Annotated in this window: 12 protein-coding genes; 11 read left to right on the top strand and 1 reads right to left on the bottom strand. The window is 45.1% G+C overall.

What is annotated here, in order from left to right; genetic code table 11:
• The first annotated feature begins 8 nt into the window (after positions 1-8).
• From phnX to AB4114_RS04000, 6 genes are all read left to right on the top strand, one after another.
• Positions 9-806: a phosphonoacetaldehyde hydrolase gene (phnX, locus tag AB4114_RS04025; protein ID WP_441987254.1), complete on the top strand. Its 798-nt coding sequence runs from the start codon at positions 9-11 to the stop codon at positions 804-806.
• A 2-nt stretch (positions 807-808) separates the two neighbouring features.
• Positions 809-1948 (top strand): 2-aminoethylphosphonate--pyruvate transaminase, encoded by a 1140-nt coding sequence (gene phnW, locus AB4114_RS04020; protein ID WP_441987471.1) that lies wholly within the window; start codon positions 809-811, stop codon positions 1946-1948.
• A gap of 134 nt (positions 1949-2082) precedes the next feature.
• A complete protein-coding gene (locus AB4114_RS04015) occupies positions 2083-3192 on the top strand; it encodes a putative 2-aminoethylphosphonate ABC transporter substrate-binding protein (RefSeq protein ID WP_441987253.1) in 1110 nt (369 codons plus the stop codon).
• A gap of 249 nt (positions 3193-3441) precedes the next feature.
• A complete protein-coding gene (locus AB4114_RS04010; RefSeq protein WP_441987470.1) occupies positions 3442-4464 on the top strand; it encodes an ATP-binding cassette domain-containing protein in 1023 nt (340 codons plus the stop codon).
• Between the two features lie 20 nt (positions 4465-4484).
• Complete coding sequence (locus tag AB4114_RS04005; protein ID WP_441987469.1) at positions 4485-6185, top strand: putative 2-aminoethylphosphonate ABC transporter permease subunit; 1701 nt, start codon at positions 4485-4487, stop codon at positions 6183-6185.
• 47 nt (positions 6186-6232) lie between these two features.
• Positions 6233-7018, top strand: coding sequence for a DeoR/GlpR family DNA-binding transcription regulator (locus tag AB4114_RS04000; RefSeq protein WP_441987252.1), 786 nt, complete (start codon positions 6233-6235; stop codon positions 7016-7018).
• A gap of 132 nt (positions 7019-7150) precedes the next feature.
• Here AB4114_RS04000 and katG read toward each other — a convergent pair whose 3' ends face one another.
• Positions 7151-9343: a catalase/peroxidase HPI gene (katG, locus tag AB4114_RS03995; protein WP_441987251.1), complete on the bottom strand. Its 2193-nt coding sequence runs from the start codon at positions 9341-9343 to the stop codon at positions 7151-7153.
• Positions 9344-9819: 476 nt separating this feature from the next.
• On the opposite strand from katG, the gene AB4114_RS03990 reads away from it, so the two are divergent.
• From AB4114_RS03990 to AB4114_RS03970, 5 genes are all read left to right on the top strand, one after another.
• Positions 9820-11613 carry a sensor histidine kinase gene (locus AB4114_RS03990; protein WP_441987250.1) on the top strand — a complete coding sequence of 598 codons (1794 nt, stop codon included), beginning with the start codon at positions 9820-9822 and terminating at the stop codon, positions 11611-11613.
• A gap of 127 nt (positions 11614-11740) precedes the next feature.
• Entirely contained in the window at positions 11741-13057 is a 1317-nt protein-coding gene (locus tag AB4114_RS03985) for an ABC transporter substrate-binding protein (RefSeq protein ID WP_441987249.1), read from the top strand.
• Between the two features lie 68 nt (positions 13058-13125).
• Positions 13126-14007, top strand: coding sequence for a carbohydrate ABC transporter permease (locus AB4114_RS03980; protein ID WP_441987248.1), 882 nt, complete (start codon positions 13126-13128; stop codon positions 14005-14007).
• 1 nt (position 14008) lies between these two features.
• Entirely contained in the window at positions 14009-14905 is an 897-nt protein-coding gene (locus AB4114_RS03975; protein WP_441987247.1) for a carbohydrate ABC transporter permease, read from the top strand.
• A gap of 48 nt (positions 14906-14953) precedes the next feature.
• Complete coding sequence (locus AB4114_RS03970) at positions 14954-16615, top strand: response regulator transcription factor (protein WP_441987468.1); 1662 nt, start codon at positions 14954-14956, stop codon at positions 16613-16615.
• Positions 16616-16621: the final 6 nt, after the last annotated feature.

Here is a 16621-nt window from a genome sequence, read left to right as displayed (position 1 = left end):
GCATATACATGATACAAGCTGTTATTTTTGACTGGGCAGGAACGATGGTTGATTACGGGTGTTTCGCACCGTTGAATGTGTTTATGGAGGTATTCCGCAGGAGAGAAATCGCCATAACCATCGAAGAGGCTAGAGCGCCGATGGGCCTATTGAAACGCGATCATATTCGCGCCATTTTACAAACAGAGCGCGTAATCGGCCTATGGCAGGAGCGCTACGGAAGGCTTCCACAAGAGAATGATATCGATGAGCTGTATGCCGATTTCGAGCCCATGCTGCTAGGCATCGTACATCAATATGCAGAGCCGATTCCGGGCGCCATCGATCTCACCAAGAGGCTTCGTGAGCGCGGCATTCGACTTGGATCTACAACGGGCTACACAGCCGAGATGATGGCGATTGTGACGAAGGAGGCCGCGAAGCTCGGTTATGCACCCGACCATTTGGTCACGCCGAACGAGGTGTCTGCGGGACGACCTTACCCGTGGATGATCTACCAGAACGCGATGGCTTTGAATGTGTATCCGATGCACAATTTGGTAAAAGTCGGAGATACCACGAGCGATGTTCAGGAAGGCGTAAATGCCGGTGTTTGGACAGTTGGTGTCGTGAAAGGCAGCAGTGAACTCGGCATGAGCGAAGAGGAAGTGGGCTGTTGTGAGCCTGACGTTCTTCTTGAGCGTATGGAGCTAGTGAAATCCAAGTTCCTTGCAAATGGTGCACATTATATCATCGAATCGATCGGTGAATTGGATATGATTATTGATCAAATCAATCAACGTATAGAAAGAGGAGAGCGTCCATGAGTATGAAACAAAACCTAAATGTCAATGTGAATCAACTTCCAGATAATCCATACCTACTATTAACCCCTGGCCCATTATCCACGAGTAAAAAAGTAAAGGCAGCGATGCTGCGTGACTGGTGTACGTGGGATCAAGACTATAACCAACTTGTCCAATCCATTCGCAGCCGTCTGGTGCAAATGGCGACTACCGATCCGTCGGCCTACACCACAGTACTTATGCAAGGCAGCGGTACGTTCTGTGTGGAATCCGTTATTGGATCCGTCATTCCGCCAACTGGCAAATTGCTTGTCCTTACGAATGGCGCATATGGCAAACGCATTGCACAAATGGCAGAAGTACTAGGGATTTATGCGATTGTTTTGGATGCTGGCGAGACAAAGCCAGTCAATGTAAAGCAATTGGAAGAGGTACTAAAAGTAGATGCTTCGATTACGCATGTAGCGGTCGTTCATGTCGAAACGACGACAGGTATGATCAATCCGATTGCAGACGTAGCGAAAATTTCCAAACAATACGGTAAAACCGTCATTGTCGATGCAATGAGCAGTTTCGGTGGCGTGCCAGTTGATGTAGCCGATCTTGACATCGATTTTCTAATCAGCAGCGCAAACAAATGCATTCAAGGGGTGCCAGGGTTCGGATTTATTATTGCAAAAAAAGAAGCGCTCTTTACCTGCAAAGGCCTTGCGCGTTCGCTTTCACTGGACCTCTACGACCAATGGGAAACGATGGAGCATGGTAACGGCAAATGGCGCTATACATCTCCGACACATACGGTGCGAGCTTTTGATCAAGCCATGCAAGAGCTAGAAGAAGAAGGTGGCGTCATGGCCAGATTCGAACGATTCACACGTAATCAGCAAACGTTGGTGGAAGGTATGCAAAAGCTTGGCTTCCAAACCTTGCTGCCAAAAGAATGGCAATCGCCAATCATTACGTCATTTTTGTTCCCGGATTCTCCTGTGTTTTCTTTTGATGAGTTTTATGCGCGTATGAAGGAAGAGGGTTTCGTTATCTATCCAGGCAAAATAACAGCAGCCCCTACATTTCGAATTGGTAATATCGGGGATGTTCATTTAGAAGATATTCACCGTCTGCTTCAAGGTGTAGAAAATCAGTTATTTTGGAAAACAACATAAAAACAACTAAAAGAAATTAAAAACAATATCTTAATGTGTATTTAACACTAATTTTACAAAGCTGCTTTATAGTAAAGGTATCAGGATGAACACATCCGGTTAAAAGAAAGCCAAAGGGAGAGGAACTTGAATCGATGAAAAAATCATTAGTAAGTGTAGCAGCTGTAATGAGCGTTGTATTCCTTTTAACAGCATGTGGTGGCAAAACGACAAGCAGCACAACGACTACAGGTGCTTCGTCAAGTCCAGCGTCTAGTGCAAACGCTGCAAGTGCAATTGACACAACAAGCAAGGATTTAACGGTGTATACAGCTCTAGAAGATGATCAAATCAAAACCTACCTGACAACCTTTAAAGCCAAATATCCGGATGTGAAAATCAATATTGTTCGTGACTCCACTGGAATTGTAACAGCCAAACTACTTGCAGAGAAGGATAGTCCACAAGCAGATGTCGTATGGGGACTTGCAGCAACAAGCTTGTTAGTGCTTGATCAGAACACGATGTTGGAGCCTTACTCACCCAAAGGTGTGGACCGGATCCTTCCGGACTTCAAAGATAAAAATGCAGTAACTCACTGGGTAGGTATTGATGCTTGGGAAACGGCTTTTATCGTAAATAAAGTGGAAATGGAAAAACGCAAGCTTGCAATTCCACAATCGTATGAAGATTTAATTAAACCAGAGTACAAGGGCCTCATCACGATGCCGAATCCTTCCGCTTCAGGCACTGGCTTCCTGACGGTATCCGGTTTGCTGCAACTGAAAGGCAAAGATCAGGCGTGGGATTTCTTAAATAAGCTGAATGAGAACATTGCGATGTACTCACTCTCAGGTTCCAAACCCGCTAAATCGGCAGGTACAGGCGAATATCCAATCGGTATCTCATTTGGGTACCGTGGCATTCAAGAGAAGAAAGCCGGGTCACCTGTTGAAGTCGTATTCCCGAAAGAAGGTTCCGGTTGGGATGTAGAAGCGAATGCACTGATGAAAAAGAAAACCATTAAGCAAGTAGCTAAAGATTTCCTTGATTGGGCAATTACAGATGACGTGATGAAAGAATACAACAAAAACTACGCCATTCTGGCGATCAAAACCGATTCCACGAAAATTCCTGAAGGTTATTCCGTTGATCCAGTGAAACAATTGATTAAAAATGATTTGAATGATGCGGCAAAAAACCGTGATAGTGTTCTGGCTGAATGGGATAAGCGATTTAATGCTAAAAGTGAGCCTAAAAAATAGTGATTAAATGAATAAAACGGCTGACTGCGAATCAAGCTTTGCAGCCAGCTGTTTTATTTTTATAGGTAATTCCTCACGGACCCTTCATGGCATGGCCGCGCAGCTTCAGCAGGCTTTAATTGGTTTTAAGGTGTGAAATGAGTTGAAAACCAAGATAAACCAACAAATTACACAATATGTACAATCCTTTAACAAAGCGTTGACACTATCAAAGTATACTTAAACTAACCAGAAATGAGGAGGACAATGATGTCACAAGCTTATCTATCCATACAAAGTATCCATAAAACTTTCGGCTCTTTCACGGCGTTGAAGGAGATTAATATTGATATTCAAAAGAATGAATTCATTTGCCTGCTCGGCCCAAGCGGCTGCGGTAAGACGACACTACTGCGTATTATCGCAGGTCTCGAGAAACCAACACATGGCCGTATTACCGTTGGAGGGAAAGATATTACGACACTTCCTCCTGCAAAAAGAAACTTCGGCATGGTGTTTCAATCCTATGCGTTGTTTCCAAATCTGACGGCTTATCAGAATGTCGCCTATGGGCTGCAAGGAAGGCATTTCTCGAAGAAAGAAATCGACGAGAAGGTCAGAGAAGTGCTGTCCCTCGTAGATTTGACTCACATTCACGATCGCTATCCTTCCCAGTTGTCAGGGGGGCAGCAACAGCGGATTGCTCTCGCCCGTGCGATTGTGCTATCGCCAGACTTCCTGCTTCTGGATGAGCCCTTATCTGCCTTAGATGCGAAGGTGCGTGTGAAGCTCCGTGAGCAAATATGCGAACTGCAAGATAAGCTTGGGATTACGACGGTTATGGTGACCCACGATCAGGAAGAAGCCCTCACGATGGCGGATCGCATCGTCGTTATGAAGAATGCAGAAGTCATGCAGATCGGGTCGCCAGAACAAGTATATAACGAACCAAGCTCGCCGTTCGTCGCTGATTTTATCGGTTCGATTAACTTTCTGGGTGAAGACCAGATGAATATGGCAGTAAGGCCGGAGCATATTCGTATCGCCGCTTATGGTTCGATGCAGGGTATTCCGGCAATCGTGAAGCATATTGAGTTCAGAGGCGCTTTTTATCGAGTGCTCTTACAACCAGTTGTAGACTTTAGTGGTGCAGAAGAGGGACAGCAGCTGACAGTTGACGTATCTGCTCATGTCGCACAGCAGTTAAAGCTGAAGAGATATGTTAAGGTAACGATCGAGTTTCCACAGGAGAAACTGATTAATTTTGGCAAGGAAGCTGTGGTGAGTCTGTAATGCAGAAGCAAGTTGTCATCATGAATCCCACACATCGTCGCAACTGGAGCGAGCTGTTTACGCTACAAAACCTGCTGATCGTTGTGCTCGTTATTACCCTTTCCATAAGTACGCTAATCCCACTTCTCTTATTATTTAGCAAAGCATTTCTCAATAAAGAAGCGGAATTCATTGGTATCAAGAATTTCATTACCTATTTCTCTACGCCAGCTTTGGCACGATCATTAGTGAATACGATTTGGGTATCGGTTTTATCCACAACCATCGCTGTCGGTCTCGCATTCCTGTATGCGTATGGGATCAGCCGGACTGCGATACGCGGCAAAAGCTTTCTTCACTACATCGCGTTGTTACCGCTTTTTGAACCAACCATGATGCATGGGATTGCTTTGACTTACTTGTTCGGAAATCAAGGTCTTGTAAGTACTGGTTTCTTCGGCTTGCTGCCAGAGATGCGAATACCGATCTACGGACCTATCGGGATCGTAATCTCGGAAGTGATTTACTTATTTCCTCAAGCCTTTCTCATTTTTATCACGGCGTTATCGATCACGGATCAGCGGTTATATGAGGCAGCGGAGACACTTGGTGCGAGTAAACTGAAATCCTTTATGACCGTCACTTTGCCTTCCGTTAAATACGGATTGATCAGTGCCATTTTCGTTTGTTTCACAGCATGCTTTACCGATTTCGGTGCACCGCAAGCGATTGGCGGCAAATTTAACGTACTGGCTACTGATATTTACAAGCAGGTTATCGGTCAGCAGAACATGTCAATGGGGGCAACGGTAGGTATTCTACTAACGATTCCGGCATTTATCGCATTTGCAGTTGATCGATTCGTGGATCGAAGGCAACGCTCAATGACCTCCTCCAAATCAACACCATATCAAATTCCGGAGGGGAAATGGCGTGACCGGTCGTATCGTGTGTTTTGTTGGATGATGACGATTGCCATCCTGATCCCCCTATGTACGATTTTATTTGCTTCACTGATTAAGGTGTGGCCTTACAATATCAGCTTCAGTTTGAAGCATTATGATTTTTCAACCGTTGCAGGCTCAGGTCTTGACCCCTTCTGGAACAGCTTGAAGGTATCGTTCCTTACAGCGATTGTGGGTACCATCGTTACGTTCGTTTTTGCTTATTTGATTGAGAAAACAAGGTATTTGAAAGGTTTGCGTCAAGTGGGCTACTTCTTATCCGTTCTGCCTCTGGCGCTCCCTGGTATGGTTATTGGTCTAGCTTATATCTTCTTTTTCAATGACCCCTCCAATCCGTTGAATTGGATATATGGAACAATTGCGATTATCGTGATGGCTAATATTACTCATTTCTATGGCGTCCCGTTCATTACGGCAACGACAGCACTCAAGAAGCTGGATAAAGAATTCGAACTCGTTTCCGAATCGATGCGGGTCCCCTTTTACAAAACGTTCCTGAAGGTTACGGTACCGATGTGCTTACTAGCTATTGTGGAAATTGCCATGTACTTCTTCGTAAACTCGATGGTAACCGTTTCAGCCGTTGTGTTTCTGCGTTCTGCTGATATGAATTTGGCCGCGGTAGCGTTAGTGAGCATGGAAGATGCGGGTGATGTGGCGGCAGCAGCTGCGATGTCCATGCTAATTGTGATGACGAATATCATTATCCGCTTTGCGTATGAGCTTTTGCTTAAGAAAGTGAAGAGAAGAACGGCAGCTTGGCAAACTCACAAGTAAAACCATATAATTACACTACAACGCAATAAAAATGGGGGTTACACGTTATGTCTTTGATTGGTGAAGAGCGAAAGGATTATATCCTTAACCAACTGAATCTGGAAGGCAAAGTAAAGACAAATGAATTGGTCGAGAGTCTTGGTGTGTCTTCGGAGTCGATTCGTCGATATTTGGAGGAGCTGGAGGATGAGAACAAGCTAAAGCGAGTATATGGCGGTGCGGTGAAGATCAACCTTTCGCGTGAAGAACCTTCTCAATTAAAGCGCGAAGTGCTGTACGCAGATGAGAAACGGAAAATCGGCAGAGCAGCGGCCACGTTAGTCGAGGACAATGATATTATTTTCATCGATGATGGCACAACGACGCTTCCTATGATTGATTATTTATTGAATAAGAAAAATATTACCGTATTGACCCATTCTGTCCCTGCGCTTTATCTTCTTATTGATTATAAAAATAAAGAGTTATTCTCAGGCGATATTTTCTTTATCGGCGGCAAAGTGAGCTCCGTGCAATCCCGTGTATCAGGATCATTAGCCGAAAAAATGTTGGAGAATTTCTATGCGGATAAAGCCTTCATCTCGATTGATGGCATCATGATGAACAAAGGCATTACAGGCTTTGATGAAGAACGTGGTCAATTAGCCAAAAAAATGATGGAACAGTCCAAGCACACGATCATCGTCACAGACCACTCCAAATTTGGGCTTGTCCAATTTTATAAAATAGCGGATATGAAAGATGTTGATATTATCGTCAGCGATGTCCCAGCACCGAAGGAATGGGAAGAGTATTTATTGAAAAAAGACGTGACATGGGTCACGGCTACGTAATGCGTGCTAGGGCGTTTGGTTCATTGAGATAGGAAATGTTTGTGATGATAATAGCAGGTATGTGGATAGTAAAGCAAAGAGCCGTATATCATGAGATATACGGCTCTTTTGCTTTACTTGGATAAGATGAAGTTATGATTTCAAGTCGTAACGATCAGCATTCATGACCTTAACCCAGCTAGCTATGAAGTCGCGCACGAACTTTTCTTTATTATCATCTTGCGCATAAACTTCTGCAATGGCACGTAGAACGGAGTTTGAACCGAAGACGAGGTCAACTGTCGTTGCAGAACGAACGATTTTACCTGTCTTGCGATCGCGTCCTTCAAATACATCATCGCCTACAGGGTTCCACTGTACGCCCATATCGAGCAAGTTAACAAAGAAGTCGTTCGTGAGCGTACCTACACGGTCGGTGAATACGCCATGTTTGGTGCCGCCGAAATTCGTACCTAGCACACGCATGCCGCCAACAAGGGCTGTCATTTCTGGTGCAGTTAGGTTAAGCAGATGTGCCTTATCGACGAGTAGCTCTGCTGAGCTAACACGATATTGCTTCTTCTGATAATTGCGGAAACCATCAGCGATTGGTTCTAGGACCGCGAAGCTTTCTGCATCGGTTTGTTCTTCTGTAGCATCACCGCGTCCAGGCGTAAAGGGAACCGTTACTTGAAAGCCTGCATCACGTGCAGCTTTTTCCACCGCGGCGCTGCCACCAAGTACGATCAGATCAGCGAGGCTCACTTCGACATCCAGGTCTTCTTGAATGCCCTCAAGAATGGTAAGCACTCTGGTTAGTTGATTGGGTTGATTCACTTCCCATTCATTCTGTGGGGCAAGCCGAATGCGAGCACCGTTGGCGCCGCCACGCATGTCCGTACCACGGAATGTGCTGGCTGAAGCCCACGCTGTCGTTACCAGCTCACTGACTGAAAGGCCAGAAGCTAGAATCTTTGTTTTAATATCTTCAACATCAGCGTCTGTTAATGTGTAGGCAACAGCCGGCACAGCATCTTGCCAGATCAGAACTTCTTCAGGAACTTCCGGTCCTAGATATCGGGCAAGAGGCCCCATATCCCGGTGCGTGAGTTTAAACCATGCACGAGCAAACGCATCTGCAAATTCTTCCGGATTCTCATAATACCGACGAGAAATGGCTTCATATGCTGGATCCACACGCAAGGCCATATCCGCAGTAGTCATGATGGTCTTCACACGAATAGAGGCATCTTCCGCGTCTGGAGCCAGATGCACTTCAGCAGGATTGATGGGTGTCCACTGATGTGCGCCTGCAGGGCTCTTCGTCAGTGTCCATTCATATCCGAACAGAAGTTCAAAGAAACCATTGTCCCACTGTGTCGGATTCGCTGTCCAAGCACCTTCAATACCGCTTGTGATGGTATCGCGGCCTTTACCGGAGCCGTGTGTGCTGATCCAACCTAAGCCAAGTGCTTCGATAGCAGCCGCTTCGGGCTCTGCACCTACATGTGCCGCATCTCCTGCACCGTGGGCTTTGCCGAATGTATGTCCGCCAGCTACGAGGGCAACGGTTTCTTCATCGTTCATGCCCATCCGTTTAAATGTATCGCGGATGTCGCGCGCACTGGCAAGCGGATCTGGCTTGCCGTTCGGACCTTCTGGATTCACATAGATAAGTCCCATCTGAACGGCAGCAAGTGGGTTCTCAAGCTCGCGATCGCCTGTATAACGCTTATCTCCCAGCCATTCGGTTTCTACACCCCAGTAGATGTCTTCTTCTGGGTGCCATACGTCCGCACGGCCACCGCCGAAGCCAAATGTTTTGCCGCCCATCGATTCAATAGCCACATTGCCGGTTAGAATGAACAAGTCTGCCCATGAGATTTTGTTGCCATACTTTTGCTTGATCGGCCACAGGAGTCGACGCGCTTTATCTAGGTTGCCGTTATCAGGCCAGCTGTTCAGTGGAGCAAAACGCTGATTGCCGGTTCCAGCGCCCCCGCGCCCATCACCTGTACGATATGTCCCTGCGGAGTGCCAAGCCATTCGAATAAAGAAGGGACCATAATGTCCGAAGTCGGCTGGCCACCAATCTTGGCTGTTCGTCATAAGATCACGAAGATCTTGTTTTAGCGCAGGGTAGTCTAATTTTCCGAATTCCTCGGCATAGTCAAACTCGTCGCCAAGAGGGTTCGATTTGCGGTCATGTTGATGGAGAATGTTCAAATTTAACTGATTTGGCCACCAGTTTTTATTCGTCGTACCACTAGATTTGTGACTAGTAGCGCTTCCATTTCCATGAGGGAACGGGCATTTTCCTGAGTTAGCAGTATCCATTGGGTTCATTTCTACCTCTCCAATCAAATTAAATTAATTTCTTAATAATAATTATTATAATTAATATACAATGAACTTTGGGAAAAAATCAACGATTTTTTTGTACAAACCAAAGCCATTTATGTATTAATAATGGTTGTCTTACTTAATTATATTGCTCTAGTCGAAAATGAATTCCTTATTATTCAACTATTCGTTTGTTACAATTCAATCATGAAATAACATTAGTTGGATCTAGTAGAGATGACCGTAGGATCGTGTGAATTTTGAATGATCCGAAATCATCATGTTTAGAACAAAAAAGATCATGAAAGTGCGCCATAACAGAAGCTATAATTTTCTGAGTAACTGGTGTTATTTGGTGTTCTCATACTTGTAAACGCTTGCAAATATTGTCGTTTTACAATTAAAGGACATCGTCCTAAATGGACCGAATTTATGACTACGAAGTCCTATTTCCTATTTGAAATTACGGGGTGAAAGTGTTGAAACTATTTGCTAAACCATGGTCATTTTCAGTGACTCTCCATATCTTGTTAGTCGTCATGGTTGTCTTTCCGATTGTGACGATCAGTACCATGATTCTTCAGGTATACAAACGTGATTTACTGCAGCAAACAACGGAGCGAACCCTGCAAACCCTCCATGCGGTCACCTATTCAGCCCAGCAGGAGATCAGTAAAATTGAATACGCTGCTGCTGCAGTCGGTGTGGATCGAGATGTTTTATCAACTGCAACCGCTTTATCTCAATCAGATGAGAGTGATCGGTTCAAGTATATTAACGAGTTGTCACTTGCGCTAAGCAGATACACCTACTCGATGTCCAGCCAGCTGTTGGCGATCCACTTTTTCTATAAAGATGGCGGTGTGTATTCATTTAAGCAGAACTTGACCAAGGACGAGCGGGAGCTGCGTTCAGAGGCTTGGTATCGGAAATTACTACAGCAAAAAGATAATGTTCAATTTCTTAGTCTTCAGCAAACCCTCTTATATGGTGTGACTGTACCTTTAGCTGTAGCAGCGGCAATTGCCCCCAGTGACTACCATACGCTAAGTAACGTCGAAATGATTTATTTTTCACTGAATGAGGAAGCGTTCGATAAGATCTTAAGGCAGCAGCCCAACGACGATTCCACCTATGTCATTGTCAGCAAGGAAGGCCAAGTGGTCACAGCCAGCTACAATTGGGACCAAGCGAGCTTAACGCCGGCAAAGCTGGAACAAATCAGAGGTGCGCGAGAAGGACATTTTATCGATCAGGTTAGTGATCGTCAGATGTTAGTAACTTATGCAAGCGTTGGCGATACAGGCTGGAAAGCGATTCAAGAGATACCTTACAGTAAGGTAACGGCCAATTATGAACGTATTTTTAAGTTTGTCCTATTCGCAACCGTCGCGGTTATCGTTGTGTTTCTGTTGATTTCCTTTTATTTAGTTCACAGTTTAACAAGGCCTATTCACGTATTAGTTCGTAAAATGTCCCTCGTGATGGCAGGGGAGCTGAACGCCAAGATTGGGACTTCTAAAATTGCCGAAATGGCAGCGCTGGGCAGAACGTTCAATCATATGCTTGATCAAATTAAGCTGCTTCTGCGGCAGCGAGAGGAACAAGAGCAAGCGAAGCGCAAAGCAGAGTTTGCTGCCTTGCAGTCGCAAATTAATCCGCACTTTCTTATAAATACATTGAATGCCATCAAGCTAATGGCGCTGATCAGCAAGGCGGACAACATCCGTAACATGACCAATGCTCTGATGCGTCTCGTATCCTCCTCATTTAACCGAGGCGGCGTGCTTATCCGTTTTTCCGATGAAATCGCTAATTTAAAGCATTACCTCTACATCATGGAAATTCGTTACGGTAACAAATTTGAAGTTGAATGGCATATCGATCCACGGGCAGAATCGAAGTATTTACTCAAGCTGCTCATTCAACCGATTCTGGAAAATAGCATTGTACACGGTATGGCTGGCAAAGAAACAAGTGGTAAAATCGTGATCCAAGCCTCTATTCACGAAGGAAGCTTGCACATTGTGATCTCCGATAATGGCGAGGGGATGACAGATGAGCAACTAGAGAAGTTCCGCACTAGGCGCAGTCCCCATACGTTTACAGGCATGGGCGTTGCGAATGTCCATCACCGGATTCAACTGCACCATGGCGAGGATTACGGCATTATTTTAACAGTAAATGAACCTAAAGGAACGAAAGTATCGATGAAAATACCGATTATTCATCGTGATCAGGAAGAAGAGCGTCCGCTTCAGTTGGAAGCTTAATGCAGTTCATAAAAGATCAACTTCATAGCCGAAAAGATCATTTGGATACGTTTTCATCCCGTGTATGATAAAGACAGGTTAAACAACTAACCGAAATAACGAAACATTCATTGGAGGGGTTTCAAGAATGGGGAAAAGTAAATTAGTAAGCACGATGCTAGTGGGCGGACTTGTTATGCTGAGTGCATTGACAGGATGCTCCAAGGATACGGCAACACCCGCAGCTGCTTCAGTCAAACCAGCCGAAAGCAAAGCGGCGGCAGCGACGCCAAAACCAGCGGATCCCGTTAAGTTGAAGCTTGCGATGTGGGATGCCAAAGGCGACCTGAAGTTCTGGACAGACAAAGTGAAGGAATACACGAAGTTGAAGCCGAACGTGACCGTAGATATTGAGATGGTGCCAGATAACGGCGGTCAATACTTGAAGGTACGATTAGCTGCTAATGATTTGCCAGATCTGTTCTACCTCAAACCTGCGCATATGCAAATTTACAAACAATCCCTTCTTCCACTCGATGACTTAGCAGGGGCGAAGAATAATAAGTTTCCAGCGAAAATTGATGGGAAAATATTAGGTGCACCGCTTGTTTCTTTCTCGGAATTTGTCTACTTTCACCCAAGTATCTTCAAAGAGTTGAACTTGGACGTGCCGAAAACGATGCCAGAGTTCTTGTCTACGATGGAGAAAATTAAAACGAATGGTAAATATACACCTATCGCAATTGGCGGCAAGGAAGACTGGACGTTCTATCCATTCATGGAGTTCGGCCCTCACATTCTGTCTGGGGATGAGAACTACTTAGCGAATTTAGCCAAGACGCCAGAGCCGTTCGGAGAGGGCAGTACATTTGATAAAGCTGGGAAGATCATCAAAGAAATGTCCACAAAGAAGTTGGCAGGACCAGATGCCCTATCCATATCCTTTGATCAGTCCACACAGTTGTTTGAATCTAAAAAAGCAGCAATGATCGCAGCAGGTCAATGGTACTACGGAGACTACGCGACGAAAGTAAAAACGGATGAAGACCTTGGTGTATTCCCACTTCCTTTCCGCAGTACAGAAAGCGAGCCACTAACATCCATGACCGTATCCGATATGAATATCGGGATTAACAAAAACAGTAAAAATGTAGAAGAGGCGAAAGCATTCTTCGACTGGATGTTCAGTAAAGATGTGTACCAATCCTTCATTAATACGGCGCAACAATTTTCAACGATCAATGGTGTGAGTACGGACCTTCCTTTCTTTAACAAATGGACAGAAAAGTATCCGTTTAAACCATTTATCTACTCAGCAACGGATGAAGGCTTTGCCAAAGTGAGCGGTGCGGCACAATTTGATTTCAAAAAAGCTGCGCAGGAAATATACGCGGGTAAACCGATCGACACCTTGGAGAAAGAACTGAACAACAAGTGGAAGAAAGCGGTTGAATCGAACAAATAGGTAATTACATAGAGGGTACTATCTGAGCGATTGGAATAGTGCCCTCTCTTGTATACAGGAGTGATTATATGAATTATCGCATGCAGCAGAAAGTCGTCATCGTTTCGTTTCTATTCGTACCTGTTGCGCTTTTGCTTCTGTTTCTGATCTATCCGACTTTGCAGTTGTTTCGCTACAGCTTCACGAGTTGGGATGGGTATAGCCCAAGTTTTAAGTACATTGGCTTGAACAATTATAAGCAAATGCTGTTTGATTTCCCTGAAGCTTGGCATGCCATTCGAAACAACGTCACGTATTTTATGCTACATGCCATTGCCATCCCGCTTGAAATCATTATGGCTGTTCTCTTAACAAGAGCACTGCGAGGGAGTGCGTTTTTCCGCTTCTCGGTGTTGATGCCTTACATTATCAATGGTATCGCGGTAGCATATATGTTCAGCTACATTTATAATCCGATCAACGGTCCATTGAATGAGCTTTTGAAAGCGATGGGGCTTGAATCATGGATTCAAAGCTGGCTGAGCGATGCGAAGATCGTGAATTATTCCTTGGTCGTTGTTTCTTTATGGCGTTACAGCGGCGTGCATATCGTGTTGTTTCTAGCTGGACTGCAATCGATTCCGAAAGATCTGTATGAAGCGGCAGAAATTGATGGGGCTAACTTTTGGCAGCAGCAAAGGTATGTAACGCTCCCAGGTATCCGACGTGTGATCGAAATTATTTTGTTCATGAATGTATCTGGAGCCCTTCTGCAGTATGACATTCCGCTGGTTATGACGAACGGCGGTCCAGGCAGTGCAAGCAGCACATTTGGACTCTTTTCACTCCAAACGGCATTTACTTACAACAATTACGGTCTGGCCTCAGCGATGGCAGTTATTCTTTTACTTATGATAATTATTTTCTCATCGTTGCAAGCATGGATCGTGAAAGACAGGAGTGAGGCTTAGCATGGAACGTGCACTTTCGCTTGAACCAATGAGAAAGCAGCCGCTGCCAAGCCGTACACGATCGATGAGCAAACAGCGTGTAGCTGCTAATATCGTGTACTATATGCTTTTTTCGCTCATGGCTATTCTGATATTCGTACCTATTTTACTCGTTGTATTTGGTTCTTTTAAAACGAATTTGGAGCTTGCCGAAACGTCGCCGTTTTCGCTTCCGAAGAGCTTTTTTCATATCGACAATTACGTGAGTGCTTTGAAAGAAGGCAACATGATTCGCGGGCTTGGTAACTCGTTCCTGCTTGTCGTGTTGAGTATGCTTGGCAATATGCTGCTCGGGACGATGACCGCATTTGTGCTCAATCGGTTTCAGTTCCGGATGAAAAAGTGGATTCTCCTCCTTTTCATGATGGCGATGATTATTCCGGCTTACACGACAGAAATTGCCCGCTTTCAGCTCTTGCATACAATCGGCGTTTATAATACGCTCGGGGCACCGCTTCTTATTTATATTGGAACGGATATTATGCAGATTTACATTTACATGCAATTTCTCGAAAAGATTTCGGTACAGCTTGATGAGAGTGCTATGCTGGATGGTGCTTCTTATGTTCGAATCTTCCGCTCGATCATTTTCCCGCTGCTGCTGCCTGCAACGGCAACACTGGCGATTCTAAAAAGTGTAACGATCATGAATGATATCTTCGTTCAGCAGTTATATATGCCTGACAAGAAACTGGCGACGCTGGCTACTTCCTTAACTTCATTCGTGAGTACACGCAGTTCAGACTTGTCTATGCTCTGTGCAGGTATTATTATCGTTTTATTGCCGAGTGCCATCTTCTATATCGTTTTTCAAAGGTATATTTTTAAAGGACTTATGGATGGCGCGGTGAAAGGATAAATACGAAGGAATCAACTTCACGGATGGGGGATGGACAGGTTGTTTAAAATGATGATTGTCGACGATGAACCGCTTGTTCGTCTAGCGCTTCAACATATGATCGACTGGGATAGCATGGGCATCCAGGTGGTTATTGAAGCGGGCGATGGTATGGAAGCTCTGGCTATTCTGGAGCAGCACGGCGATATCGATCTGATGCTGCTTGATATTGAGATGCCCAGACTGGGCGGCATTGAGCTGCTGCGAGCGCATCCGGCAATTGTACAGAAGCGAAGACCTGTTGCCATCATGCTGAGTGCCTACAGCGAGTATAGTTATGTCAGAGAAGCCTTCGTGCTTGGCGCAATTGATTTCATCGTGAAGTCGGATATGGATGAGGAACACCTCGTTCCTGTTGTTTTGAAGGCACTCAATGAGCTTCGAACGCAGGAGACGTCAACGTCTGTTGTCGAACGTATGGATGAAGAGATCGACCGGAAAGGTGAATCCATTCGGCAGCTCATATCCATCAATCCACAGCAGGATGTATCAGCCTATGCTGCTGCAGGGGCTGGTATCACAGAGTGGCTCGAAGAATCGAATCAGTTGGTTGCCGTGATTACCATTTCGCAAGGCTCATCTGAGGGGGCAAGGACAGGGAGAAGCTTAAGAGATGGTCAGACGCAGCGGTTTATCATGCAGTCTGTGCAAACTGTTCTGGACGCCATGTCAATGAAGCATCTCTTATATGGGAAGAGCCAGTCCGAATATGTACTATTCTGTTCATTCGCAGCATTTCGAAGTGAAAGTATGATTCGAGAAAAAGTGCAGGCTGCCTTCTCCATGATTCAAACGCGACTCAATCAATATGTCAATGTGTCCGTCTCGATTGGGATTAGCGATCTAGCAAACGGCATGAAGGTTTGGTTCCGGTTGTATCAGCAAGCAGCCCATTTGGCCTCCATGAGTTATTTTGCCGGATTTAATAAAGTGTTCTATCCTGAAAGCTGTATGGAGCTGGGGAAGTACGGTGCTGAGAGCGGAATTGAGCATGCCCGTAAGTTGCAGGTTGCGTTGAAATCAACAGGAGCAGGCATTGCACAGCTGCTAGAGCAAAGTAACGCCCAGTTATGGTCGAAGGAATTTGAGCAGATGGAGCTGCTGCTTGGGCAAACATGGGGCTGGAGACCGCAAGATGTCCACACCGCGTTTGAGGATTTGCTTTGGGAGCTTGGCGGGCTGCTGTATCGAAAAGGGATTCGTTGGGATGACCTCGACGAAGAACTCCAGCATCCTTTTGAATATATGAAGAGTTTGGAGACATTGGATGAAACGAAAACCTGGCTGCAGCGCCTGTGCAGTCAGTTATTTCAACACATTCACGGCATGACGATAGAGGCTAACTATAGCGGTGTCGTCACACTAGCCAAGCAATTTCTGGATCTCCATTATACGGAGGACGTCAACCTCACGTTGATCAGCGAAATGGTTGGGGTTAGCGAAGGCTATTTAAGCAAGCAGTTTACCAAAGAGGTCGGTTGTAATTTTATCCACTATTTAACCAATTTACGCATTGAGGAATCGAAACGGTTAATGAAAAAGAAGGGCAGTAAAATTACGGATATTGCTGAAACGGTCGGGTATTTGAATGTCGAGCATTTCAGCAGAATGTTCAAGAAAACGACGGGATACAGCCCGAAGCTGTATCGGGAGAGTTTGATGAACGGGTAGTGGACT

The organism is Paenibacillus sp. 2RAB27 (assembly GCF_052115445.1).
Taxonomy (GTDB): Bacteria; Bacillota; Bacilli; order Paenibacillales; family NBRC-103111; genus Paenibacillus_E.
This window is presented reverse-complemented; position numbering and strand designations above follow the sequence as displayed.